The organism is Kushneria avicenniae (assembly GCF_900112585.1).
GTDB classification, from domain to species: Bacteria; Pseudomonadota; Gammaproteobacteria; order Pseudomonadales; family Halomonadaceae; genus Kushneria; species Kushneria avicenniae.
On record NZ_FOLY01000004.1, the window covers coordinates 439,037 to 465,518 of the forward strand.

Here is a 26,482-nt window from a genome sequence, read left to right on the forward strand (position 1 = left end):
AAAGACCTGATACTGGTGGCAGACGCCACATGACGGAGCGCATGGATCTACGCCTGCGTCTTATTGTGAGACGCGCCGCCGCCGGCTTTTGCCCGAAATAGCGATGATTTATACGGCTATTTCCGGGTTCATGGCCGTGGCAAGCGACGCGATGTTCATCTACCCGTCGAGGTTTGTCTTGAGGTTGCCGTTGTCCAGCAGTGTCTTGATGATCTCCGTATCTGAATTGCCCAGGGTGGTGAAGTCCACACCACTGAACACGATCTTCTGGGTGACGCCGCCTCCCGGGCCGTCGGTCTTGATCTCGAGCGTCGAGCTGTTGCTGGAGGCCGCACCCGGTGCGCCGCTGCCCTCTCCCTTGACGAAGTGCAGATACTGGGAGGCGAGGCTGGCATCCTGGGCGTTGCTGCCGCTGCCGCCGATATCGAGCAGGTCGGAAAGATCCAGTACGTCACCGCCGCTGCCGCGGGTGAAGTCAGTGACGCGATCAATGGCAGGACTGGAAGCGCTGCCCTGATCGCCTCGCATCCAGGCAAAGGTGTCGCTGCCCTCCCCACCGGTCAGAATGTCATTACCGCTGCCACCCACCAGCCGGTCAGTGCCGGTACCGCCATCCAGACGATCGTTGCCGCTGCTGCCGAACAGACGATCATTGCCACTGCCGCCTGAAAGAACGTCATCACCGCCGTAACCGAATAACAGATCGTTGCCGTCGCCCCCTGTCAGGATGTCATTACCGGAGGTGCCCAGCTCCAGATCAGCACCGGACGTGCCCGATACATTCGAACCGGTTACCACGTTGACGGATGTCCCACTGCCATCGGCGGCCAGCGTCACCGTGCGGCTTTCGCCGGGTTGCCGGCTCCCATCCAGCGGCGCAAAGCCAAAGCTGTCGGCCAATGGCTTATCTTCAACCGTGGTGTTGGAATAGCCGGAATACCAGTTACCGGTTCTCTCAACGCGCGACTGATCGTTGGGGTTGTAGGTGATGGTATTGGAATCAAACACGGTGCCCTTGAGCACATCCTGGTGGGTAATGGCGACACCGCTGGCATAGAGAATGCCGTTGGTCGGCAGGGAGGTGATCTGGATGCTCAACGCAGAGCCGCTTTCACGGTCGTTGAACCGGGCATTATTGTTGAAGTCGATATAGACCGTGTCGTTGGCAATACTTCGGTTGGTAAGTCCGACCGTAAACCCTTGAGCCGTGGGCTGCTGATTGAAAGTTGCCCCCGTGACACTGACGGTCAGAGTGGCCGTTGACGTACCGCCCTTTCCATCGCTGATGGTGTAACTGAAATTGTCGCTGGCCTTGCCTCCGCCAAGGAGTGCCCGCGTGGTCGGGCGATCCGGGTCCAGCATGTAGGTATAACGACCATTGGCATCCAGGGTCAGCGTGCCATAAACACCATGAATCGTGGCGGTCGTACCGGTAGTGACAGCCGAAGCGCTGCCTGCCGTACCATTGTTGATCGAGACGACGCTGATGGGATCACCATCAGGATCGCGGTCGTTGGCCAGTACATTACCGGTAGCCGATGGCGTTCCAGCAGTTGCGGTGCCAACCCCACCAGCAGCCCCAAAGAGCGTCGAGTTGCCCAGCGCCGTTAGTGTCGTTGGCGTCCCCAGTGCATTGGTATCGACATTCATCGGCGTGGCCCGATTGTCGGTGGTGACAATCAGCAGGTTGCCGCGTCCATCATCGGCCAGCCCATACACCTGATTGGGCATTGAAGCCACCAGTGTGGTTGTCGCCATGCCACTGCTGTTGGTTTTGATACTGCCATCGCTGTTGAGAGCAATGTCATAGACCTTGCCACTCTGGTTCGAGGCATAAAGATGGTCGCCGACATACTTGATATCGCCACCGGCGTTGAAACCGACCGTTGCCACTTTTGTCGCCACCAGCGTGGTCGGATTGATCGCATAAAGGCCGCCATCCGTATAGCTGGCAGCCAGCAGCTGGCCGCTCGGCATGAGCGTCAACGACACCAGGTTGGCAGCGCCGGTAATCGCACCCAACGCTACCGCTCTTGCCTCAGTACCGCTATGCAGAGGATTGATGCTGTAAAGCATCGTGCCGCCGGCCGAATTCGAATAGGCCACCCCATACAGACGCCCCGGGGTATTGCTGGCAGCGATATCGCCCAGTCCGCTGACAACATTTCCCGAACCATCACGAATGGTCTGCCCCTGCTGACTGCCGGTCGTGACATTCCAGGTGGATAATGTTCCACCGACAGTAGAGAGATAAACGATATTCTCGACGCCCTGGCCACTGACAGAAGCCACATCGGCGACAGCCGTGGGTGCGTCGTTAACGTTATGCACGGTGACCGGAACAGTAACGCTTGTATTGGCCGTGTCACCGTTGCTGGACTCTTTTGACGTTGCAGTCACGACAAGATTGAAAGTGCCGTCGTAGTTGGCCGCCGGCTTGACAGTCAGGGTATTCAGATTCCAGCCGGTAACATTCTGACTGGTCGCCCCCTGAGTGGCCGTAAAGCTGTTGATACCGTCACTGATGGTTGCCCCTACCGGTATGCCACTGATCTGAACACGGCTGATGCTCTCTGACCCATCCGTATCCGTTACGGCCGCAGCGACTCTGGACAGGTATATGGTTGAATTCTCATCCCCTTCATTCATGGCATAGGACTGGTAATAACCATTGCCATTACCATCGCTGCCAAGCAATCCGGAATGGTTGACGCTGGCCGCGTCCAGGGCGCTGACATCCTGCATCAATACCTGGCTTTTGGTGCTCAACGGCGACGCTGCTCCACCGTTGACGCCCACATTGATGGTATAGGATCCGGGACCGGACTGATTGTGATGGTAAAGATCAAGGGTGTAATAACCGGACACCGTCGGCTTGAAGCTACCAGCGTAATTTCCGCCACTGCCGCCCCAGGTTGCCTGAGCGACAACATTACCGCCGATGAGCAGACGAATACTGTCGTCTCCGCCGCCACTGAAGGCATAGGTTTTACCGGCCTCCATGTACATCAGGCCGGAAACGTGCGTTCCTGTACCCGCCGTCACGCTGGCATTGCTGATATCCGTGACGTTACTGCTGCTGGCCGGTGTTCCGGCACGATCGATGGCCGCCTGCATGGTCGCTGGATCAGCACCATTGCCATTGTTGCCAAGCGTGTTGATCGAGAACGTCTCACGAAGCAACCCTGCACCGTTAGCGGTATTACCACTCAGTGTCAACGCTGGCGCATCAGCTACGGCATTGACATTGATCGTTGCTGTTGCCGGCGTCGGATCCTTGCCGCCGTTATTATCTGTAGCCGTGTATTGCAGCGATGTCGTTCCCGCCCAGTTCGCAGCAGGTTTGAAGTAGATGGTTGCCCCATTGTTGCTGGCAGCGATGGATGCACCGTTGCTTATGACCTGAGTTCCTGCGGCATCACTATAAAAAGTACCGTTGGCGCCTGTACCCGTGATCTGGAAACTGGCGATCGAACCATCCACATCGGTACCCGCAAGATTGACGGCAATCAGCGGCGAAGGATCTTCGTTTCCCGTAACGGTAATGTCGCGGGCTTCCGGCAGCTCGTTGGTCCCCACGATGCTGACCGAAATCGTCCTTGTCGTTCCATCCAGCGTCGTGACCGTAAAGTTCTCGACTTTTGTTTCGCCAGCCTTGAGATATTGAACGGACGCATTGGAGACACTGTAAGTCCAGCTCCCACTGCTGGTGATCGAGAGTGACCCCAGCGTACCGCTGGACGCTGTCGCATTGCCGGGTTGAAACGCACTCTGACCGGCATCAGCATCGCTGATCGTCAATGCCCCGGTCGTCATCAGATTACCGCTGGAGACATTACTGTCCTCGGTGACACTGCCGGTTGCCGTGCCGCCGATGGTCGGCACGTCGTTGGTGCCGGTAATGGTGACGCTGATGGTCTGCGGCGTGCCGTCCGCGGTGCGGACGGTGAACTGCTCGACCTTCGTCTCGCCGGCGGCCAGATACTGTACCCGCGCGTTGTCGACGCTGTAGCTCCACTGACCGTTGGCGCCGATGGTCAGGCTGCCCAGCGGCGTGCCGACCGGCGTGGCGCTGCCGGCCTGGAAGCTGGACTGACCGGCATCGGCATCACTGACGGTGAGCGTGCCGGTGGTGACCAGGTTGCCGTTGTTGACGTTGCTGTCTTCGGTGACGGCGCCAGTGGCCTGACCACTGATGGTCGGCACATCGTTGGTGCCGATAATGGTGACGCTGATCGTCTGCGGTGTGCCGTCCGCGGTGCGGACCGTGAACTGCTCGACCTTCGTCTCGCCGGCGGCCAGGTACTGCACCCGGGCGTTATCAACGCTGTAGTTCCACTGACCGTTGGCGCCGATGGTCAGGCTGCCCAGCGGCGTGCCGACCGGCGTGACGCTGCCAGTCTGGAAGCTGGACTGCCCGGTATCGGCATCACTGACGGTGAGCGTGCCGGTGGTGACCAGGTTGCCGTTGTTGACGTTGCTGTCTTCGGTAACGGCGCCGGTGGCCTGACCACTGATGGTCGGTACGTCATTGGTCCCGGTGATGGTGACGCTGATGGTCTGCGGCGTGCCGTCCGCGGTGCGGACCGTGAACTGCTCGACCTTCGTCTCGCCGGCGGCCAGGTACTGCACCCGCGCGTTGTCGACGCTGTAGTTCCACTGACCGTTGGCGCCGATGGTCAGGCTGCCCAGCGGCGTGCCAACCGGCGTGGCACTGCCGGCCTGGAAGCTGGACTGACCGGCATCGGCATCACTGACGGTGAACGTGCCAGTGGTGACCAGGTTGCCGTTGTTGACGTTGCTGTCTTCGGTGACGGCGCCTGTGGCGACGCCACCAATGACCGGGGCATCCGCCGTACCGTTGATGGTGACGGTGATGGTCTGGGTGGCCGAGCCATCGACCGACTTCACGGTGTAGGTCTCGACCCGGCTCTGGCCGGCATCGAGATACTGCACCCGAGCGTTGTCGACCGTGTAGGTCCAGGCGCCGTTGGCGCCGATCGACAGCGATCCCAGCGCGGTGGTCACCCCGTTGGTGCTGCCGCCGGCACCGGTAAAGGTGACACTGCCGGTGTTGAAGGAGGACTGCCCGGTATCGGCATCACTGATGGTCAGGGCACCGGTCGCGGTCAGGTTGTTGCCGGAGACGTTGCGATCCTCGGTGACACTACCAGTTGCCGTGCCGCCGATGGTCGGCACATCGTTGGTGCCGGTAATGGTGACGCTGATGGTCTGCGGCGTGCCGTCCGCGGTGCGGACGGTGAACTGCTCGACCTTCGTCTCGCCGGCGGCCAGATACTGCACTCGGGCGTTATCAACGCTGTAGTTCCATTGGCCGTTGGCGCCGATGGTCAGGTTGCCAAGCGGCGTGCCGACCGGCGTGGCGCTGCCGGCCTGGAAGCTGGACTGACCGGCATCGGCATCGCTGACGGTGAGCGTGCCGGTGGTGACCAGGTTGCCGTTGTTGACGTTGCTGTCTTCAGTCGCGGCACCGGTGGCGACGCCACCAATGACCGGGGCATCCGCCGTACCGTTGATGGTCACGGTGATAGTCTGCGGCGTGCCGTCTGCAGTTCTTACCGTGAACTGCTCGACCTTCGTCTCGCCGGCGGCCAGGTACTGCACCCGGGCGTTATCAACGCTGTAGTTCCACTGGCCGTTGGCCCCGATGGTCAGGCTGCCCAGCGGCGTGCCGATCGGCGTGGCACTGCCGGCCTGGAAGCTGGACTGACCGGCGTCGGCATCACTGACGGTGAGCGTGCCGGTGGTGACCAGGTTGCCGTTGTTGACGTTGCTGTCTTCAGTCACGGCACCAGTGGCGACGCCACCAATGACCGGGGCGTCCGCCGTGCCGTTGATGGTCACGGTGATGGTCTGGGTGGCCGAGCCATCGGCCGATTTCACGGTGTAGGTCTCGACCCGGCTCTGGCCAGCATCGAGATACTGCACACGAGCGTTGTCGACCGTGTAGGTCCAGGCGCCGTTGGCGCCGATCGACAGCGATCCCAACGCGGTGGTCACCCCGTTGGTGCTGCCGCCGGCACCGGTAAAGGTGACACTGCCGGTGTTGAAGGAGGACTGTCCGGTATCGGCGTCACTGATGGTCAGGGCACCGGTCGCGGTCAGGTTATTGCCGGAGACGTTGCGATCCTCGGTGACACTGCCTGTGGCCTGCCCGCTGATAATAGGTACGTCGTTGGTACCAATAATGGTCACCGTCAGCGTAGTGACGGAGACATTACCGCTGCCATCACTGACGGTGTAATGAATCCGGGAGGTGGCCTCCTCCCCGGCCGCCAGGGAATTGAAGGTATTCCCCGGAGCGAACTGATAGCTACCATCGGCTCGAAGGACGAAAGTTCCGCCATTCGAACCGGCAACAGCCTGCCCGACGGCATCCGTGTTTCCATCGATGGCAATAACCTTCAAGGAAGTTGTACTGCCTCCTGTATCGGAATCGTTGGCCAGAACGCCCTGATTGGCCTCAACACTCAGTATCTGCTCTTGCTGAGTGGTACCTGTATCCGCAACGGCCGAAGGCGGTGTGACATCAACACCATAGGCACGGGTCGTTTCAGCGCTGCCTACATTGCCAGCAGGATCGGTATGGCTAACGCTGGCAGAGATCGAACCGATGTTCGTCCCGGTCAGTACTAAGCCCGGCACTGCCATCGAGAACACACCGTTCTGACCCACGGTCGCGGTGTAACTGTTGCCCCCCACGCTGACCGTAACCGTGTCTCCCGCCACCGCATCGCCACCGGCCTGGCCGGTGATGGTCACGTCCTGCGCCGCCTCTGCGGCGTTGATCACGTCATCGCCGGCGATGGTATCGAGGCTTACGGTTACAATCGGAGCATCGGTATCCACGCCATAGCTGGTCGCGGTGTTGGCGCTGCCGGTGTTGCCGGCGGCATCGGTATGCGAGACAGCAGCCACGATTGAGCTGTTCTGTGCCAACTGGCTGCCGGGCACGTTGATGCTGAAGGTGCCGTCGTCGTTCACCGCCCCGGTGTAGGTCTGTTGACCCACCGTGACAGTGACGAGATCGCCCCCCGCATATTCGCCCGTGACGGTACCGGTCACCGGTACGGTCTGGTTGGCTTCCTCGGCATTGATGACGTTGTCGCCAGCCAGGGTATCCAGCGTGATCGTCAGAGTCGGCGGTGTGGTGTCGACGCTATAAGGTAACGTGGCATTGCTGGAGAAGGGATTGCCGGCATCGTCGGTACCACTGACGGTGGCGATGACCTGCTGGCCCCCTAGAAAATCCTGCCCGGGAACATTAATGCTCCAGGTCAGATCGTTCTGAACAACGCCTTCGTAGACATGATCGCCAACCTGCAGGGTAATTCTGTCACCGGGCTCTGCGTCACCATCGACACTTTGACCACCCCATGTCGCATTGACCTTGCCGGATACGGTAATGGTACCCCTTGCCTCGGCAGCGTTGATTACATCATCACCAGCGATGGTAGCAATCCAGATGCTACTGCCAGCTACCGTATCGACCCCGTAGCTGGCCGCGGTGCTGGCACTGCCAGTATTGCCAGCGGTATCGGTATGACTGACTTCTGCACGGATCGCATCGTTGCCAGCCAGCTGGCTGCCGGGCACGTCGATCGAGAAGGTGCCGTCGGCATTGAGTGAACCGGTATAGCTCTGGTTGCCGACCGTCAGACTCACCCTGTCGCCTGCGGCATATTCGCCGCTGACCGTACCGGTCACCGGGACATCACGTCCGGCTTCCTCGGCGTTGATGACGTTGTCGCCGGCCAGCGTATCCAGCGCGATCGTCAGCGCCGGCGGTGTGGTGTCGACGCTGTAAGCGCGATCGGTGGTGGCACTGCCAGTGTTACCGGCGGCATCGGTGTGCGAGATGGACGCACTGATCGTGTTCGCGCCGGCGCTGACTAGGGTCGCACCTGGAACAGCGACACTGAAGGCACCATTCTGGTCCACGGTGGTGGTGTAGGTCTGACCACCCACGTTAACGATGACAGTATCCCCGGCCACCACATCGCCGCCGGCCCGGCCGGTGACGGTCACATCCCGCGCCGCTTCCGCAGCGTTGATCACGTCATCGCCGGCGATGGTGTCGAGGCTTACGGTTACGACCGGGGCATCGGTATCGACGCCATAGCTCGTGGCCGTATTGGCACTGCCGGTATTTCCGGCGGCGTCGGTGTGACTGACTGCTGCCCGGATCGCATCATTGCCAGCCAGCTGGCTGCCGGGCACGTTGATCGAGAAGGTGCCGTCACCGTTCACCGCGCCGGTGTAGCGCTGCTGACCCACCGTGACAGTGACGAGATCGCCCGCGGCGTATTCACCGCTGACCGTACCGGTGATCGGGACATCACGACCGGCTTCCTCGGCGTTGATGACGTTGTCGCCCGCGATCGTATCGAGGCTGATGGTAACGACCGGTACATCGGTATCGACGCCGTAGCTGGTCGCGGTGTTGGCGCTGCCGGTGTTACCGGCGGCGTCGATATGCGACACCGTGACGGCCATCGAGCTGTTCTGCGCCAGCTGGCTGCCGGGGACGTTGATCGAGAAAGTGCCATCACCATTCACCGCCCCGGTGTAGGTCTGCTGACCAACCGTGACGGTGACGAGATCACCCGCGGCGTATTCGCCCGTCACCGTACCGGTGATCGGGACATCACGACCTGCCTCCTCAGCGTTGATGACGTTGTCGCCGGCCAGGGTGTCCAGCGTGATCGTCAGCGCAGGCGGTGTGGTGTCGACCGCATAGTCACGGCTGGTCGAAGTACTGCCGGTATTGCCGGCACTGTCAGTGTGACTGACCGAGGCCGACACGCTGTTGGTGCCGGCAGTGGCCAGCACCGTTCCGGACACGGCCACGCTGAAAGTGCCATTGGGAGCAACGGTCGTGGTATAGCTGTTACCCCCCACGCTGACGGTGACCGTGTCACCCGTCACCGCATCGCCCCCGGCCCGGCCGGTGATGGCGACCTCCTGCCCGGCTTCCGCGGCGTTGATCACGTCATCGCCGGCGAGGGTGTCAAGGCTGATGGTGACTACCGGCACATCGGTATTCACACCGTAGCTGGAGGCGGTGTTGGCGCTACCGGTATTGCCTGCCGCATCAGTGTGCGAGACGGAGGCCGTGATCGAGTCGTTCTGTGCCAGCTGGCTGCCGGGCACGTTGATAGAGAAGGTGCCGTCGGCATTGAGTGAACCGGTATAGCTCTGGTTGCCGACCGTCAGACTCACCCTGTCGCCTGCGGCATATTCGCCCGTGACCGTACCGGTGACCGGAATGCTCTGACCCGACTCCTCGGCATTGACGACGTTGTCGCCGGCCAGGGTATCCAGCGCGATCGTCAGCGCCGGTGGCGTGGTGTCGACGCTATAACCGCGATCGGTAGTCGCCGTCCCGGTATTGCCGGCACTGTCAGTGTGGCTGACCGAGGCCGATACGCTGTTGGCACCAGCCGTCGCCAGCACCGTGCCGGGCACGGCCACGCTGAAGGTGCCATTGGCCGCAACAGTGGTGGTATAGCTTTGGCCGCCGACCGAGATCGTCACGGCATCGCCGGTCACCGCGTCGCCACCGGCCCGACCAATAACGGTCACGTCCCGCGCTGCTTCCGCGGCGTTGATTACGTCATCGCCGGCGATGGTGTCGAGGCTGATGGTGACCACCGGCGCGTTGGTATCGACGCCGTAACTGGTCGCCGTGTTGGCGCTACCGGTATTGCCTGCCGCATCAGTGTGCGACACAGCCGCCGTGATCGAGTCGTTCTGTGCCAGCTGGCTACCGGGCACATTGATCGAGAAGGTGCCATCGGCGTTGACCGCACCGCTGTAGCTCTGCTGGCCGACCGTCAGCGTAACGGTGTCACCTGCGGCATACTCGCCCGTAACCGACCCGGTGACCGGAATGCTCTGACCCGACTCATCGGCGTTGACGACGTTATCACCGGCGATGGTGTCGATCGTGATCGACAGCGCCGGCGGCGTGGTGTCGACCGCATAGTCACGGCTGGTCGAAGCACTGCCGGTATTGCCGGCACTGTCAGTGTGACTGACCGAGGCCGACACGCCGTTGGCACCGGCCGTCGCCAGCACTGTGCCGGGCACGGCCACGCTGAAGGTGCCATTGGCCGCAACGGTGGTGGTATAGCTTTGGCCGCCGACCGAGATCGTCACGACATCCCCGGCCACCGCGTCGCCCCCGGTCCGGCCGGTAATGGTCACATCCTGCGCCGCTTCCGCAGCATTGATGACATCATCACCCGCAATCGTATCGAGGCTGATGGTTACCACCGGCGCGTTGGTATCGATGCCATAGCTGGTCGCGGTGTTGGCGCTGCCGGTGTTACCGGCGGCGTCGATATGTGAGACGGAGGCCGTAATGGAATTGCTGGCAGCAAGCTGCGAACCAGGCACTGCAATGCTGAAAGTGCCGTCGGCATTGAGCGAACCGGTATAGCTCTGGTTGCCGACGGTCAGGGTGACTAGATCCCCCGCGGCGTATTCACCGCTGACCGACCCGGTGACCGGGATGTTCTGGCCCGACTCGTCGGCGTTGACGACGTTATCGCCAGCAATCGTGTCGAGCTGGATGGCCAGTACCGGTGGCGTGGTGTCAACGCTGTAACCGCGATCGGTGGTCGCCGTCCCGGTATTGCCAGCAGCATCAGTATGCGAAACCGAAGCACTGATAGTATTGGTGCCAGCTTGGGCCAGTACCGCACCCGGGACCGCGACACTGAAGGCGCCGTTCTGGCCCACGGTAGTGGTGTAGTTCTGACCGCCCACGTTGACGGTGACGGTATCCCCGGCCACCGCGTCGCCGCCGGCCTGACCGGTGATGGCGACCTCCTGCCCGGCTTCCACCGCATTGATCACATCATCGCCGGCGATGGTGTCGAGACTGATGCTAACTATAGGAACGTCGGTATCGACGCCGTAGCTCGTGGCCGTATTGGCGCTGCCGGTGTTGCCGGCGGTGTCGGTGTGCGAGACGACAGCCACAATCGAGCCGTTCTGCGCCAGCTGCGATCCGGGGACGTCGATCGAAAAGGTACCGTCACTGTTCACCGCCCCGGTGTAACCCTGCTGACCCACCGTGACGGTGACGAGATCACCCGCGGAGTATTCACCGCTGACCGTACCGGTGATCGGGACATCCCGTCCGGCTTCCTCGGCGTTGATGATGTTGTCGCCGGCAAGCGTATCCAGAGTGATCGTCAGGGCCGGCGGCGTGATGTCGACGCTGTAAGGCAACGTAGCATTGCTGGAGAAGGGATTACCGGCATCGTCGGTACCACTGACGGTGGCGATGACCTGCTGGCCCCCTAGAAAATCCTGCCCGGGAACATTAATGCTCCAGGTCAGATCGTTCCGAACAACGCCTTCGTAGATATGATCGCCAACCTGCAGGGTAATTCTGTCACCGGGCTCTGCATCACCATCGACATTTTGACCACCCCATGTCGCATTGACCTTGCCGGATACGGTAATGGTGCCGCTTGCCTCAGCAGCGTTGATTACATCATCACCAGCGATGGTGGCAATCCAGATACTACTGCCAGCTACCGTATCGACCCCGTAGCTGGCCGCGGTGCTGGCACTGCCAGTATTGCCAGCGGTATCGGTATGACTGACTTCTGCACGGATCGCATCGTTGCCAGCCAGCTGGCTGCCGGGCACGTCGATCGAGAAGGTGCCGTCGGCATTGAGTGAACCGGTATAGCTCTGGTTGCCGACCGTCAGACTCACCCTGTCGCCTGCGGCATATTCGCCGCTGACCGTACCGGTCACCGGGACATCACGTCCGGCTTCCTCGGCGTTGATGACGTTGTCGCCGGCCAGGGTGTCCAGCGTGATCGTCAGCGCCGGCGGCGTGGTGTCGACGCTGTAAGCGCGATCGGTGGTCGCCGTACCCACGTTGCCGGCCGCATCGGTGTGGCTGACCGAGGCCGACACATTGCTGGTCCCTGACTGAGCCAGAACTGCTCCGGGCACAGCCACACTGAAGGTGCCATTGGCCGCAACGGTGGTGGTATAGCTTTGGCCGCCGACCGAGATCTTCACGGCATCGCCTGTCACCGCGTCGCCGCCGACCTGACCGGTGATGGCGACATCCTGCCCGGCTTCCGACGCGTTGATCACATCGTCGCCGGCGATGGTGTCGAGACTGATATTGACCACCGGTGCGTCGGTGTCCACGTCATAGCTCGTGGCCGTATTGGCGCTGCCGGTATTACCGGCGACATCGGTGTGACTGACTTCTGCACGGATCGCGTCATTCTGCGCCAGCTGGCTGCCCGGCACATTGATCGAGAAGGTGCCGTTGGCGTTGACCGCACCGGTGTAGGTCTGCTGGCCAACCGTCAGGGTAACGGTATCGCCCGCAGCGTATTCCCCCGTGACCGACCCGGTCACCGGAAGGCTCTGGCCCGATTCCTCGGCGTTGACGACGTTATCGCCAGCAATGGTGTCGAGCTGGATGGCCAGTGCCGGTGGCATGGTGTCGACCGTATAGTCACGGCTGGTTTCGGCACTACCGGTATTGCCGGCATTGTCGGTATGACTGACCGACGCCGATACACTGTTGGCGCCAGCCTGAGCCAAGGCACTACCGGGAACCGCAACCGAGAAGCTGCCGTTCTGACCCACGGTGGTGGCGTAGTTCTGACCGCCCACGTTAACGGTGACGGTATCCCCTGCCACCGCATCGCCACCGGCCTGGCCGGTAATGGTGACGTCCTGCCCGGCTTCCGCCGCATTGATCACATCATCACCCGCGATCGTATCGAGGCTGATGGTAACCACCGGTACATCGGTATCGACGCCATAGCTGGAGGCAGTATTGGCACTGCCCACGTTGCCGGCCGCATCAGTGTGCGACACAGAGGCCGTAATGGCGTTATTGGCGGCAAGCTGAGAACCCGGCACTGCAATGCTGAAGGTGCCATCACCATTCACTGCACCGGTGTAGGTCTGCTGACCGACTGTCAACGTAACGGTGTCGCCCGCGGCATACTCGCCGTTTACGGTGCCGGTGACCGGAATGCTCTGACCCGACTCCTCGGCATTGACGACGTTATCGCCGGCAATGGTGTCGAGCGTGATCGACAGCGCCGGTGGCGTGGTATCGACGCTGTAAGCGCGATCGATGGTCGCCGTACCCACGTTACCGGCCGCATCGGTGTGACTGACCGTGGCCGAGACGCTGTTGACGCCGGCAGTGGCCAGTACCGTTCCGGGTACGGCCACCGAGAACACGCCGTTCTGACCCACGGTCGCGGTGTAGCTGTTGCCTCCCACGCTGACGGTGACCGTGTCACCCGTCACCGCGTCGCCCCCGGCCCGACCGGTGACAGTCACGTCCTGCGCTGCTTCCGACGCGTTGATGACATCATCGCCGGCAATAGTGTCGAGGCTGATGGTAACGACAGGTATATCAGTATCGACGCCGTAACTGGTCGCCGTGTTGGCGCTACCGGTATTGCCTGCCGCATCAGTGTGCGAGACAGAAGCCGTAATGGCGTTATTGGCAGCAAGCTGCGAACCCGGCACTGCGATGCTGAAAGTGCCGTCAGCATTCACCGCACCGTTATAGGTCTGCTGGCCAACCGTCAGTGTGACGGTGTCACCCGCAGCATACTCACCTGTAATCGACCCGGTGACCGGAATGCTTTGGCCGGACTCCTCGGCGTTGACGACGTTGTCGCCGGCCAGAGTATCCAGCGCGATCGTCAGCGCTGGTGGCGTGGTGTCGACCGTATAATCGCGACTGGTTTCGGCACTGCCGGTGTTGCCCGCTGTGTCGGTGTGCGAGATGGACGCACTGACCGTGTTCGAGCCGGCGCTGGCTAGCACTGATCCCGGGACGGCGACACTGAAGGCGCCGTTCTGGCCTACGGTGGTGGTGTAGATCTGACCACCCACGTTAACGGTAACAGTGTCCCCGGCCACCGCATCGCCTCCAGCCTGACCGGTGACGGTCACGTCCCGCGCCGCTTCCGCGGCGTTGATCACGTCATCGCCCGCGAGGGTGTCGAGACTCACGGTCACGACCGGTGCGTCGGTGTCCACGTCGTAGCTCGTGGCCGTATTGGCGCTGCCGGTGTTGCCGGCGGCGTCGGTGTGCGACACCGTGACGGCCATCGAGCTGTTCTGCGCCAGCTGGCTGCCGGGCACGTTGATCGAGAAAGTGCCATCACCATTCACCGCCCCGGTGTAACTCTGCTGACCCACCGTGACGGTGACGATATCACCCATGGCAAACTCGCCCGTGACCGTACCGGTCACCGGTACGGTCTGGTTGGCTTCCTCGGCATTGATGACGTTGTCGCCGGCCAGGGTGTCCAGCGCGATCGTCAGGGCCGGCGGCGTGGTGTCGACGCTGTAACCGCGATCGGTGGTGGCCGTACCCACATTGCCGGCCGCATCGGTGTGGCTGACCGTGGCCGACACATTGCTGGTCCCTGACTGAGCAAGAACTGCTCCGGGCACGGCCACGCTGAAGGTGCCATTGGCCGCAACGATGGTGGTATAGCTTTGGCCGCCGACCGAGATCGTCACGACATCGCCGGTCACCGCATCACCTCCGGCCCGGCCGGTAACGGTCACGTCCTGCGCCGCTTCCGCAGCGTTGATCACATCATCGCCGGCGATGGTATTCAGTGAAATCGTGACCACCGGCACATTGGTATCAACGCCGTAGCTGATCGCGGTGTTGGCGCTGCCGGTGTTACCGGCAGCGTCGGTGTGACTGGCTTCTGCACGGATCGCGCCGTTCTGTGCCAGCTGGCTGCCGGGCACATTGATGCTAAAGGTGCCGTTGGCGTTGACCGCACCGGTGTAGGTTTGCTGACCAACTGTCAACGTAACGGTGTCGCCCGCGGCATACTCGCCCGTGACCGTACCGGTGACCGGAATGCTCTGACCCGACTCCTCGGCATTGACGACGTTGTCGCCGGCAATGGTGTCGAGCTGGATGGCCAGTGCCGGCGGTGTGGTGTCGAAGCTGTAACTGCGATCGGTGGTGGCCGTACCCACGTTGCCGGCCGTATCGGTGTGCGAGACCGCGGCACTCACCGAACCGCTACCTGCACCGGCCAGTACGCTGCCCGGCACTGCCACCGAGAACGCGCCGTTCTGGCCCACGGTCGTGGTGTAGGTCTGACTACCGACCGAGATTGTCACAACATCCCCGGCGACTGCGTCGCCGCCGGCACGACCGGTGACGGTCACATCCCGAGCCGCTTCCGCGGCGTTGATCACGTCATCGCCGGCGATGGTGTCGAGGCTTACGGTTACGACCGGCGCATCGGTATCGACGCCATAACTGGTCGCGGTGTTGGCACTGCCTACGTTGCCGGCTGTATCGGTATGCGACACAGTCGCCGTGATCGAATCGTTCTGTGCCAGCTGCGATCCGGGCACATTGATGCTAAAGGAGCCATCACCGTTGACCGCGCCGGTGTAGTTCTGCTGACCCACCGTGACGGTGACGAGATCGCCCGCAGCGTATTCGCCGCTGACCGTACCGGTCACCGGGACATCACGCCCGGCTTCCTCGGCGTTGATGACGTTGTCGCCGGCCAGGGTGTCCAGCGTGATCATCAGCGCCGGCGGCGTGGTGTCGACGCTGTAACCGCGATCGGTCGTCGCCGTGCCGGTGTTGCCGGCGGCATCGGTATGACTAACCGACGCCGATACACTGCTGGCGCCAGCCTGAGCCAAGGCACTACCGGGGATGGGAATCGAGAAGCTGCCGTTCTGAGCCACGGTGGTGGTGTAGTTCTGACCACCCACATTAACGGTGACGGTATCCCCGGCCACGGCATCGCCGCCGGCCTGACCGGTGATGGCAACGTCCTGCCCGGCTTCCGCCGCGTTGATCACATCGTCGCCGGCGATGGTATTCAGCGAAATCGTGACCACCGGCACATCGGTATCGACGCCGTAGCTGGAGGCGGTGTTGGCACTGCCCACGTTGCCGGCCGCATCGGTATGGCTGATTTCTGCACGGATCGCGTCATTCTGCGCCAGCTGACTGCCCGGCACATTGATGCTGAAGGTGCCGTCGCCGTTCACCGCGCCGGTGTAGTTCTGCTGCCCCACCGTGACGGTGACGAGATCACCCGCGGCGTATTCGCCCGTAACCGTACCGGTGACCGGGATGCTTTGGCCGGACTCCGCCGCGTTGATCACGTCATCGCCGGCAATGGTGTAGAGGCTGATGGTAACGACCGGTATATCGGTATCGACGCTGTAGCTGGAGGCGGTGTTGGCGCTACCAGTATTGCCAGCGGCATCGGTATGACTGACTTCTGCACGGATCGCGTCATTCTGTGCCAGCTGGCTACCCGGCACGTTGATGCTGAAGGTGCCGTCGTCGTTCACCGCCCCGGTGTAGTTCTGCTGACCCACTGTGACGGTGACGAGATCGCCCGCGGCATATTCACCGCTGACCGTACCGGTCACGGGGATATTTCGACCGGCCTCGTCGGCATTGATGACGTTGTCACCGGCCAGGGTGTCCAGCGCGATCGTCAGCGCCGGCGGCGTGGTGTCGACGCTGTAACCGCGATCGGTGGTGGCCGTACCCACGTTGCCGGCCGCATCGGTGTGGCTGACCGACGCCGACACATTGCTGGTCCCTGACTGAGCAAGAACTGCTCCGGGAACAGCCACCGAAAACACGCCGTTCTGACCCACGGTCGCGGTGTAGCTGTTGCCTCCCACGCTGACGGTGACCGTGTCACCCGTCACCGCGTCGCCCCCGGCCCGGCCGGTGACGGTCACATCCTGCGCAGCTTCCGCGGCGTTGATGATGTCATCGCCCGCGATGGTGTCGAGGCTCACGGTCACGACCGGGGCATCGGTATCGACGCCATAGCTGGTCGCGGTGTTGGCGCTGCCGGTATTACCGGCGGCGTCGGTATGCGACACCGTGACGGTCATCGAGTTGTTCTGTGCCAGCTGCGATCCGGGCACGCTGATGCTAAAGGTGCCGTCGCCGCTCACTGCGCCGGTGTAGCTCTGCTGACCCACCGTGACGGTGACGAGATCGCCCGCGGCATATTCGCCCATGACCGTACCGGTTACCGGGACATCACGTCCGGCTTCCTCGGCGTTGATGACATTGTCGCCGGCCAGCGTATCCAGCGCGATCATCAGCGCCGGCGGTGTGGTGTCGACGCTGTAACCGCGATCGGTGGTCGCCGTACCCACATTGCCAGCCGCATCGGTGTGGCTGATTGAGGCCGACACGCTGTTAGTGCCGGCCGTTGCCAGTATCGAACCGGGCACGGCCACACTGAAGGTGCCATTGGTCGCGACGGTCGTTGTATAGGTCTGACTACCGACCGAGATCGTCACGGTATCCCCGGCCACCGCGTCGCCGCCGGCCCGGCCGGTGATGGCGACCTCCTGCCCGGCTTCCGCCGCGTTGATGACATCATCACCGGCAATAGTGTCGAGGCTGATGGTAACAACCGGTACATCAGTATCGACGCCGTAACTGGTCGCCGTGTTGGCGCTACCGGTATTGCCTGCCGCATCAGTGTGCGAGACGGAGGCCGTAATAGCGTTATTGGTAGCAAGCTGTGAACCCGGCACTGCAATGCTGAAAGTGCCGTCGGCATTCACTGCACCGGTGTAGGTCTGCTGGCCAACCGTCAGGATGATGGTATCGCCCGCAGCGTATTCGCCCGTAACCGACCCGGTCACCGGAATGTTCTGACCTGACTCCTCGGCGTTGACGACGTTATCACCGGCAATCGTGTCGAGCTGGATGGCCAGTGCCGGTGGCGTGGTGTCGACCGTATAGTCACGGCTGGTTTCAGCGCTGCCGGTGTTACCGGCGGCATCGGTGTGACTTACCGAGGCCGAGACGCTGTTGACGCCGGCAGTGGCCAGTACCGTTCCGGGCACGGCCACGCTGAAGGTGCCATTGGCCGCAACAGTGGTGGTATAGCTTTGGCCGCCGACCGAGATCGTCACGGCATCGCCGCTCGCCGCATCGCCGCCGGCCTGACCGGTGATGGCGACATCCTGCCCGGCTTCCGCCGCATTGATCACATCATCGCCGGCGATGGTGTCGAGGCTGATGGTGACCACCGGCACATCGGTATCGACGCCGTAGCTGGAGGCGGTGTTGGCGCTACCAGTGTTGCCAGCGGCATCGGTGTGACTGACTTCTGCACGGATCGCGTCGTTGCCAGCCAGTTGACTACCCGGCACATTGATCGAGAAGGTGCCGTCGGCATTCACCACACCGGTATAGCTCTGCTGGCCGACTGTCAGGGTGACGCTGTCACCCGCGGCGTACTCGCCCGTAACCGTGCCGGTCACCGGTACGGCCTGGTTGGCTTCCTCGGCGTTGATGACGTTGTCGCCGGCAATGGTATCCAGCGTGATCAAGAGTTCGGGAGGCACGATGTCGACCGTGTAGCCACGGGAGGTGGTGGCCGAACCGTTATTACCTGCAGCGTCGCGATGCGAAACGATGGCTGTGACTGCTTCCGCCTGCGCCAGCACTGAGCCGGGAACGGAGATCGAGAAAGCACCCTCCATGCCTACGACAGTAGTGTAATTCTGCGACCCGATCGAAATCGTCACAGGATCCCCGGCGACCGCATCACCACCAGCCGTTCCTGTCAGGGTAATGCTCTGACCGGACTCGCTGGCGTTGAGCACATCATCGCCGGCGATGGCCTCCAGCGAAATCGAAACGATCGGCGCTTCCAGGCTTGTTGTATAGGCATGGGAAGTGGTGGCCGTGCTGACGCCACTGTCATGGGCATGACTGATGGTTGCAATGACAGTATGACTGCTGGCCAGAACGCTTCCTGGCACGGCAATACTGAAAGAAAGAGATTCGTCTACAAGCGTCATGTAGGCATGATCGCCGATGGTGATGGTCACCATATCGCCTGCAATAGCATCACCACCGGCCGCGCCGCTGATGATCAGACTACTGCGCGCCTCGTCGGCATTGACGATGTCATCTTCTGCGACAGGGTCAAGAGAAATGGTGACCGCCGGCGTAGTCGTGCCGTCGCCGGTGTTCGGGTCGGTCGGCGTGGTCGTGCCGCCGCCGGTATTGGGGTCGGTCGGCGTAGTCGTGCCGTCGCCGGTGTTCGGGTCGGTCGGCGTGGTCGTGCCGCCGCCGGTGTTCGGATCGGTCGGCGTTGTAGTGCCACCACCGGCATTCGGATCGGACGGCGTGGTCGTGCCGTCGCCGGTGTTCGGATCAGTCGGCGTGGTCGTGCCGCCGCCGGTATCCGGGTCGGTCGGCGTGGTCGTGCCGCCGCCGGTATTGGGGTCGGTCGGCGTGGTGGTGCCACCACCGGTGTTCGGATCAGTCGGCGTGGTCGTACCGCCGCCGGTGTTCGGGTCGGTCGGTGTGGTCGTGCCATCATCCGCGTCGGTGTTGCCTGCAAAGCCCGCGGGTGAAGAGGTGGGCGTTGTATCGGTATCCGTGAAACCGGCGCTATAGCGATATTCGGTCTGCTGCTCCCGGCCGCTGCGGTTGATATCAAAGGGCTGTGAGAAGCCGCCACCCCCGGAAAGGCTGCCACCGTCACCGCCCGAGGAAGCACCAGCAGCCGGCGCCTGCTGAACTTCTGTCGGGTCCTGTCCGGCAGCGATGGCGGCCTGCAGTGCGGCAATTTCAGGGTCGACTTGCGCTGACGGCGAGGCATTCACCAGTTCAGGCACGTCGCCCGTGGCCATCAGGGTTGCTGGCTGGCCGGCACTCAGGCTGAGGACCGTACCGTCGGCCAGGATGATACGACCACCATCGGCTGCCATCAGTACCGCATTTTCAGGCAGTGCCATCCCCTGGGTCACCAGCTTGCGAGGGTCAAGCATAAGCACCACGCCATCAACACGCGCAACCGTATAAGCCGCCATAACTCAGTCCCCTATCCTGCTTCAGAGCCGAAAAACGTCAGTATCGGCGAATATATGGCACCCGCCGCTCTGTTCTAATTATCGATTACCAGTGTTTTTACGCTTCAAATCCGCTTTTTGACTAAACCACAAATATGAAAAGTAGCAGCGAATACTGATATTTATAAAATATTTCTAAACTATCGATAGCACTTTAGATTAAGCAGCCTGGTTCCATTCAACATAAAAAAAGCAGCCCCTGAAGGGCTGCTTTTGAAGCACAACAAATGGATCTCGTCAGTTTGCGGGCGCCATGCCATCAATGAAGCGGTTGGAGCGCTCAATCGAGGCCTGCATCTCACGCCTCAGGGTGGCGATCTGCGTTTCAAGCTGGCTCACTTCCCCCTTTAGCGCACCGATGGCGCGCGCATTGAGGTTGTGCTTGAGAAACAGCACGTTGTCATGCATGGCCGTCAGCACCGGCGGCATGGTGTCCTCGGCGCGGTGCATGGCATCAAGCATTTCGCCATAGCGCTGACGTGTTTGTTCAAGCTCACGCTCGCTTTGACGTCGATATGCCTGGTTCTGGTATTGATCCAGCTCGCCTTCCCACTCGTTGAAAAGCGCCTGTGCCACGCTTTCGATGGCATCGATACGCTGGCTGACACGTTCGGCAGCCGCCTGGCTGCGCTCGTAGTCGGACTCGAGATCACTGTAGGCATGCAACAGCCTGCTTTCGGGTACCGTCACCACGCTCTGGTAGCGCTCAAGCGCCGAGGAGAACTGCTCATCCGCCTTCTGCTGCGCATCACGGGCAGCAATGACACGATCCGAGAGAATATCGCGCTTGTGAACGCCGGCCTGTTCCATGACGTCGTAGTAGGCACTCTGACGGCCCGAAAGTGTCAGGGCTGCCAGAAGCACGGCCACCGGTGCCCCTGCCTTCCAGCGTGTGTGTCGCGATAACGCCATGATGGCCCTCAGAGTTGAACCACGTCGAAATCGACCTTCGGATTGACGTCGGCATTATAATCGACGTCGTCACGATCAAAGCCGAACAGCTTGAGAAACTCATGCTTGTAGCCGGCATAGTCGGTCAGCTCGAAGACGTTGTCACTGGTGACCTGTGGCCAGAGCGCCTTGCACTCGTCCTGCACATCATCACGCAGCTCGCGGTCGTCCAGGCGCAGTCGGCCGGCGTCATCCAGCGCCGGCGGCTGACTGGCAGCCAGATGCTCGTGGAACAGGCGGTTAAGCTGGTCGATCGTGCCTTCATGCAGGCTTTTCTCCTTCATGATCCGATAGACCATGGAGATGTAGAGCGGCATGACCGGAATGGCCGCACTGGCCTGAGTAACCACCGACTTGAGCACAGCAACATTGGCATGGCCGCCCTTCTGACCCAGACGGGTATCAAGGGCCTGCGCCGCACGATCGAGATCCTCCTTGGCCTTGCCCAGCGAGCCATGCCAGTAGATCGGCCAGGTAATTTCGGTACCGATGTAGCTGAAGGCCACCGTGCTGGCACCTTCGGCCAGTACACCAGCCTGATCGAGCGCGTCGATCCAGAGCTCCCAGTCCTCGCCACCCATGACGCGAATGGTGTTATCGATCTCTTCCTGTGACGCCGGCTCGACCGAGGCCTCGATGATCTGATCCTTGTTGGTGTCCAGCGCCGTGGCCCGGTAGGTCTCGCCGATCGGCTTGAGCGCCGATTTGACCACTTCACCGCTGTCGGGCAGCTTGCGCACCGGCGAGGCCAGCGAATAGACCACCAGATCGATCTGGCCGCCCATCTCGTTTTTGATCATGTCAATGGCCTGGTCGCGCGTTTCATGCGCAAAGGCGTCACCGTTGATTGAGCGGCTGTAGAGCCCCTCGGCGCTTGCCAGCCGATCAAAGGCTGCCGCGTTGTACCAGCCTGCCGACCCCGGGCGGGTCTCGGTGCCCGGCTTTTCAAAGAACACGCCCAGCGTGTCGGCACCACATCCAAAGGCAGCGGTAATACGCGCCGACAGGCCATAACCGGTAGAAGCCCCGATGACCAGCACCTTTTTGGGGCCACCTTCAATGCTGCCGCGCGCGCGCGTGATCTCGATCTGCTCGCGCACGTTCTGCTCGCAGCCGACCGGATGGGTTGTCGTACAGATGAAACCGCGAACCTTGGGATGGATAACCACACTCACCTCTCTTGCCGGAAATAGAAACGAAGGACATCTCAGCAGATGGTCTGCCCTTCGAAAATTGCTGTGTCCATGATGGCGCAAGGCTTTATCACAAGCCTTGCGCCGTTCAAAATTGAGTCATGTCAGCCTAGCGCGTATTTTACCGAGTACGGACGCAGGTGTCCGCATTCGTCGGGGTCGATGTGCTTCAACCGCTTCCATACTGCAGGGTAAAAACTGTGTCGTCTTCTCATGACAGCATGAATGATCCACAACGTCTGCTCGATCATCGTCGCGATCTCTGGATGGCACTGGCACCGCTGTGGCTGGATCGCGAGCCCGGCGAGCGCGACTACGCCCATATGGCGGATGTCATCGAGCAGCATGATTTCACCATGGACGAGCTCGAGCGCATCTATCGCGTCGAGATGTCGCCGGTGCTGGTGCGCCATCAGGTTTCGATTACCGGAGAATGGCGTTCCTTTGACGAAGATCGGCTGCTTCGCCAGCTGACCTTTCATGTCTGGAAACTGACCCGCTGGCGACGCGGCTTCTGGCTGCTCTTCTCCGGCCTGACCACCATGATGACGCGCCATCGCTACAACATGCTCATGGATGTCGTTCACACTCGGCGGCGCACCACATCTGATGAGTAACCGCCGGACATGAAAAGGGGCATCCAGTGGATGCCCCTTTTATTGACTGGCGTTGCGCAGGATCAGCGATCCACGTCGCTTCCGCCATCACCTTCATCGTTATCCTCGTCGGGGAGCTTCTCATGCTTTTTGAGACGCTCACGAGCGTCCTTGTCCGAGGAAACGGTCGTGGCGCCAGCGCCATTGCCGGACGGCGTCTGCCCAGCGGCACCGGCTTTTCCTTCTTCCACCACGTACTCGTCGAGAACATGCACGTTGGCCGGCGGTGCACCACCGTTCTTGTCCTGACCGAAGTAGAGCGTGGTATGCGGATACGGAATCTCGATACCGGCCGCATCGAAGTGCTTCTTGACCAGACGGTTGAACGCACGTCCAACGCCCCACTGCGTGCCGGGTTTGGTCTTGATCATGATGCGGATGTTGACCGAGCTGTCGCCCAGCGACACCACCCCGGGCACGGCCATGTCATCAATGATGTTGACCGCCTGATCCGGATTGCCACGCAGCTCATCAAAGGCCTGATGCAGATGGTGGATGGCATCATCCACATTCTCGCGATAGGCAATGCCGTACTCGCCCACATGGTAGGCAAAGTCGCGCATGTAGTTGGAGACCGTATCCACCGAAGAGAACGGGATGACGTGATAGGTCCCATCCAGTGCCCGCAGCCCCACCGAACGAATGGTGATCTTCTCGGCCGTACCGGTCAGCCCGGCGACGCCCACGACGTCCCCCGTGTTCATGGCGTTTTCCAGCTGAATGAACACGCCGGTAATGATGTCCTGTACCAGTTTCTGGGCGCCGAAACCGATCGCCAGACCCACGACACCGGCACCAGCGATCAGCGGACCAATGTTGATGCCGATCTGCGACAGCACAATCAGCAGCGTCATCGTGACAATCAGGATCAGGATCGCATTGCGAAACAGCGACAGCAGCGTCTGCTCACGAGCACTCGGCGCAGACGCAGCGCTCAGGCGGTGCTCGATGAAGCTGGCCACCACGGTCCAGATCAGCGTGGCAATGAACAGGATGATGGCAACATGGACGATCATGCCAATTGTTTCGGCACCGCTGTCCGAAGTCAGCCAGCCGGGCAGATCGAAGGCGTGCCAGGCATCCAGCACCGTCAGTACCACAAAGATGCCCAGCAGAATGCGCAGGCCTCTCAGCGCCTTGGGCACATAGGAGTTGATCCGCGCCTCCAGCTGCGGCAGACGCTCACGCAGCCCTTCGGAAAGATGAATGCGGCGTGCCAGCGCAATGGTCAACAGTGAAGAGAGCAGAATGCCGATACCGATGGCCAGCAGGGTCTGAACCGTGGCGTGCGCCATGAATGGCAGCGCCTGTGCCGGCTGCAGCTGGCTGACCACCAGCAGTACGGTGAAATAGGCCAGTGCAAAGAGATGCCAGGTCCTCCCCAGAATGCGCATGAGCGTGCCAAAGAAGGCAAAGTTGCTTTCATCAGCCCGGCCATTGAGGTTGTCGCGTAGCGTTTTGCGATTTTTCAGCACCACACGTACGGCATAGATGTAGACGCCAATCATGATCAGCAGACTGACGATCTGGCCGACGGCCGGCGACAGCATGGCATTGATCATGGGCACGGCCACCATCAGCCCGTAGCCGGTGATCCCCACTACACGTGCCAACCAGCGATTCCAGTACGAGGCGGTGTCACTCGACATCGCAAACAGGCGCAGCGCGTCATAGCGCGTGGAAAACACCATCCTGATCAATGCCTTGACGATCTCGACGATTACAAAGGCATTGATGAACAGTGATTCGGCCCGACCGATCTCACCGGCCTGGCCGGCAAAGAACAGGCTGATAACATAGCCAACGGCACCGGCCAGCACGATCACGACAACGTCGATCAGCAATGCCCCCAGAACGGCGCCCCAGCGCCTGAGCAGCGCCCCGGCCGCCTGTTTCTGCTCCTTCTCATCCATTACCTGCTGGACATCCTCGTCTTCACCCACCTCTACCGGAGGTGCCGAGGCAGGTGCCGGCTGGCTGGAGACCCAGCCATTGATGCGCTGATAGATGCGCGCCACCAGCATGCGAAAAACAAAAAAGGCAGCGACCGTGGAAGCCACGGCAATACCAAAGGCGAGCAGGATACTGCCCCACAGGGACCAGGGCAGCCCGGCACCTTCACCGTCACCGGCAGTGCGGAAGGCCGCGATGGCATTGGTCACATCTTCGGCGACGCCCTGAGCAAAGCTCTGGGTCATTTCTGCGACACGCCCACCCAGAGACTGCTCCTGAACCGGAACGCCGGCTGGCGTGTCGGTATTTTGTGCAGCGTCGGAAGATGACGTCTCACCCTGCGAGATGCTGCGCAGCTGCGAGATCATTTCATTACGCGTCTGCTCGTTTTCCAGCAGATCCGCCAGCGCCGCATAAGAAGGTTGCTCGGAAGATTGGGAAGATGCCCCTTCCGCCTGGGGCCCTGCCATTGCGGCCACCGACATTGTGCTCAACAAGAGCACCATCAGAGGTAGCCGAAGCCAGTGAAAAAGCCTCGTTAAAGCCACGTGTGTTCTCCATGGTCAGATCAGATAGGTACCGTCGGGCCCGAAAACCCCTTCGCGGCGCACAAGCCTTCATAACCTGGTACAAAAGACTTGTGCTTTCAAAACGCTGTCAAGTCTATCGTCCTGACCTGTCTGTCACCAGAGAAGCCTGTCATCTGATCCGCCAATTGACCCGTTGATGCGCCACTGTCCGACAGCGGGCATCATGGTCGGGTTCGTCGCCACCATGACTGCCCCATCATGAAACTGCGCCATATCGAAGTCTTCCACGCTCTGGTCAGCGGCGGCAGCGTCAGCGCCGCTGCCCGTCGGCTCAATGTCTCCCAGCCCAGCGTGACGCGAACGCTGGCCCACGCCGAGTCCACGCTCGGCGTTCGCCTGTTCGAGCGTCATCCGCGCGGGCTGACGCCAACCCCGGAGGCGCTGCGGCTGTGGCCGGCCATCGAGGCGGCAGTCAGACAGCTTGACGTGGTCGACCAGCTGGGCCGCCAGCTGCGCCATGGTGTCGATCAGCATCTGCGTCTGGGCGCGTCTCATGCACCCGGGCATCTGGTCATGCCGGGCGCATTGATCGCCCTGCAGCGTCTGCTGCCGGCACTGGAAGTCGAGCTGGTCACCTCCCACTTTTCCACCCTGTGCGATGAGCTGCTGGCCCACCGGCTGGACATGGCGCTGGCATTCGAGCAGCCGGCGCCCGAAGGGATCGAATGCGAGCACCTGATGCGCGCCCCCATGCAGGCGCTGCTGCCGCCGGACATGCGCGCGCCCGAGCACGTGACGCTCGAATGGCTCAATGCCCATGGGTTGATCCTGATGCCGGAAGAGGACCCGCTGGGCACCCTGCTGAGTCAGGCGCTCGAGGCCGAGTCGCTGACGCCGACGGCGCGTCTGCGGGTCAAGACCTACAGCGTGATCGCCGAGCTTGTCATCGCCGGCGGCGGCACCGGCATCGTGGACCCGTTTACCGCCGAGCGCTATCGCGACCGGCTGCAGGTGCTGCCGCTATCGCCCACTCTCGACATGAACGTGGCCCTGTTGAAAGCCCGTCATGTTCCGCAGCCTCATGCCGCACACCAGTTAAGAACACTACTGATCGACCAGCTGACGCAGCGGTCACGTCGCTGGCAACAGGACGCTTGACCGGTATACGTTCTTGTTATACCGAAGCGATAAAACGGCATTCGAAGCTATGGCGCTTTTCGCCGACACTGAGTGAATACCTTCTGCGTGG

The 26,482-nt window shown here is 61.6% G+C and carries 6 protein-coding genes; 2 read left to right on the forward strand and 4 right to left on the reverse strand.

All coding sequences use genetic code 11. The features are described 5' to 3' along the window. Positions 1 to 159: 159 nt before the first annotated feature. The 3 genes from BM079_RS11280 to fabV form a co-directional block, all read right to left on the reverse strand. Entirely contained in the window at positions 160 to 19,911 is a 19,752-nt protein-coding gene (locus BM079_RS11280; protein WP_090134039.1) for an Ig-like domain-containing protein, read from the reverse strand. A 276-nt stretch (positions 19,912 to 20,187) separates the two neighbouring features. Continuing rightward, the gene (locus BM079_RS11285) at positions 20,188 to 20,862 is read right to left on the reverse strand and encodes a DUF2959 domain-containing protein (protein ID WP_090134041.1); all 675 of its coding nucleotides are present in this window, start codon (positions 20,860 to 20,862) and stop codon (positions 20,188 to 20,190) included. An 8-nt stretch (positions 20,863 to 20,870) separates the two neighbouring features. Next, positions 20,871 to 22,070 (reverse strand): enoyl-ACP reductase FabV, encoded by a 1,200-nt coding sequence (fabV, locus tag BM079_RS11290; RefSeq protein ID WP_090134043.1) that lies wholly within the window; start codon positions 22,068 to 22,070, stop codon positions 20,871 to 20,873. A 245-nt stretch (positions 22,071 to 22,315) separates the two neighbouring features. Between fabV and BM079_RS11295 the strand changes: the two genes are divergently transcribed. Continuing rightward, positions 22,316 to 22,711: a DUF7079 family protein gene (locus BM079_RS11295; protein ID WP_090134045.1), complete on the forward strand. Its 396-nt coding sequence runs from the start codon at positions 22,316 to 22,318 to the stop codon at positions 22,709 to 22,711. 62 nt (positions 22,712 to 22,773) lie between these two features. On the opposite strand, the gene BM079_RS11300 is transcribed toward BM079_RS11295, so the two are convergent. After that, positions 22,774 to 25,251, reverse strand: coding sequence for a mechanosensitive ion channel domain-containing protein (locus BM079_RS11300; protein ID WP_245742991.1), 2,478 nt, complete (start codon positions 25,249 to 25,251; stop codon positions 22,774 to 22,776). Between the two features lie 240 nt (positions 25,252 to 25,491). Here BM079_RS11300 and BM079_RS11305 point away from each other — a divergent pair, with 240 nt between their 5' ends. Further along, the gene (locus tag BM079_RS11305; protein ID WP_090134049.1) at positions 25,492 to 26,391 is read left to right on the forward strand and encodes a LysR family transcriptional regulator; all 900 of its coding nucleotides are present in this window, start codon (positions 25,492 to 25,494) and stop codon (positions 26,389 to 26,391) included. Positions 26,392 to 26,482 lie beyond the last annotated feature (91 nt).

Bases quoted from the DNA above. Each gene is read 5' to 3' on its own strand.
- BM079_RS11280 (WP_090134039.1), bottom strand. From the start codon at position 19,911: ATGGCGGCTTATACGGTTGCGCGTGTTGATGGCGTGGTGCTTATGCTT.
- BM079_RS11295 (WP_090134045.1), top strand. From the start codon at position 22,316: ATGAATGATCCACAACGTCTGCTCGATCATCGTCGCGATCTCTGGATG.
- BM079_RS11285 (WP_090134041.1), bottom strand. From the start codon at position 20,862: ATGGCGTTATCGCGACACACACGCTGGAAGGCAGGGGCACCGGTGGCC.
- BM079_RS11305 (WP_090134049.1), top strand. From the start codon at position 25,492: ATGAAACTGCGCCATATCGAAGTCTTCCACGCTCTGGTCAGCGGCGGC.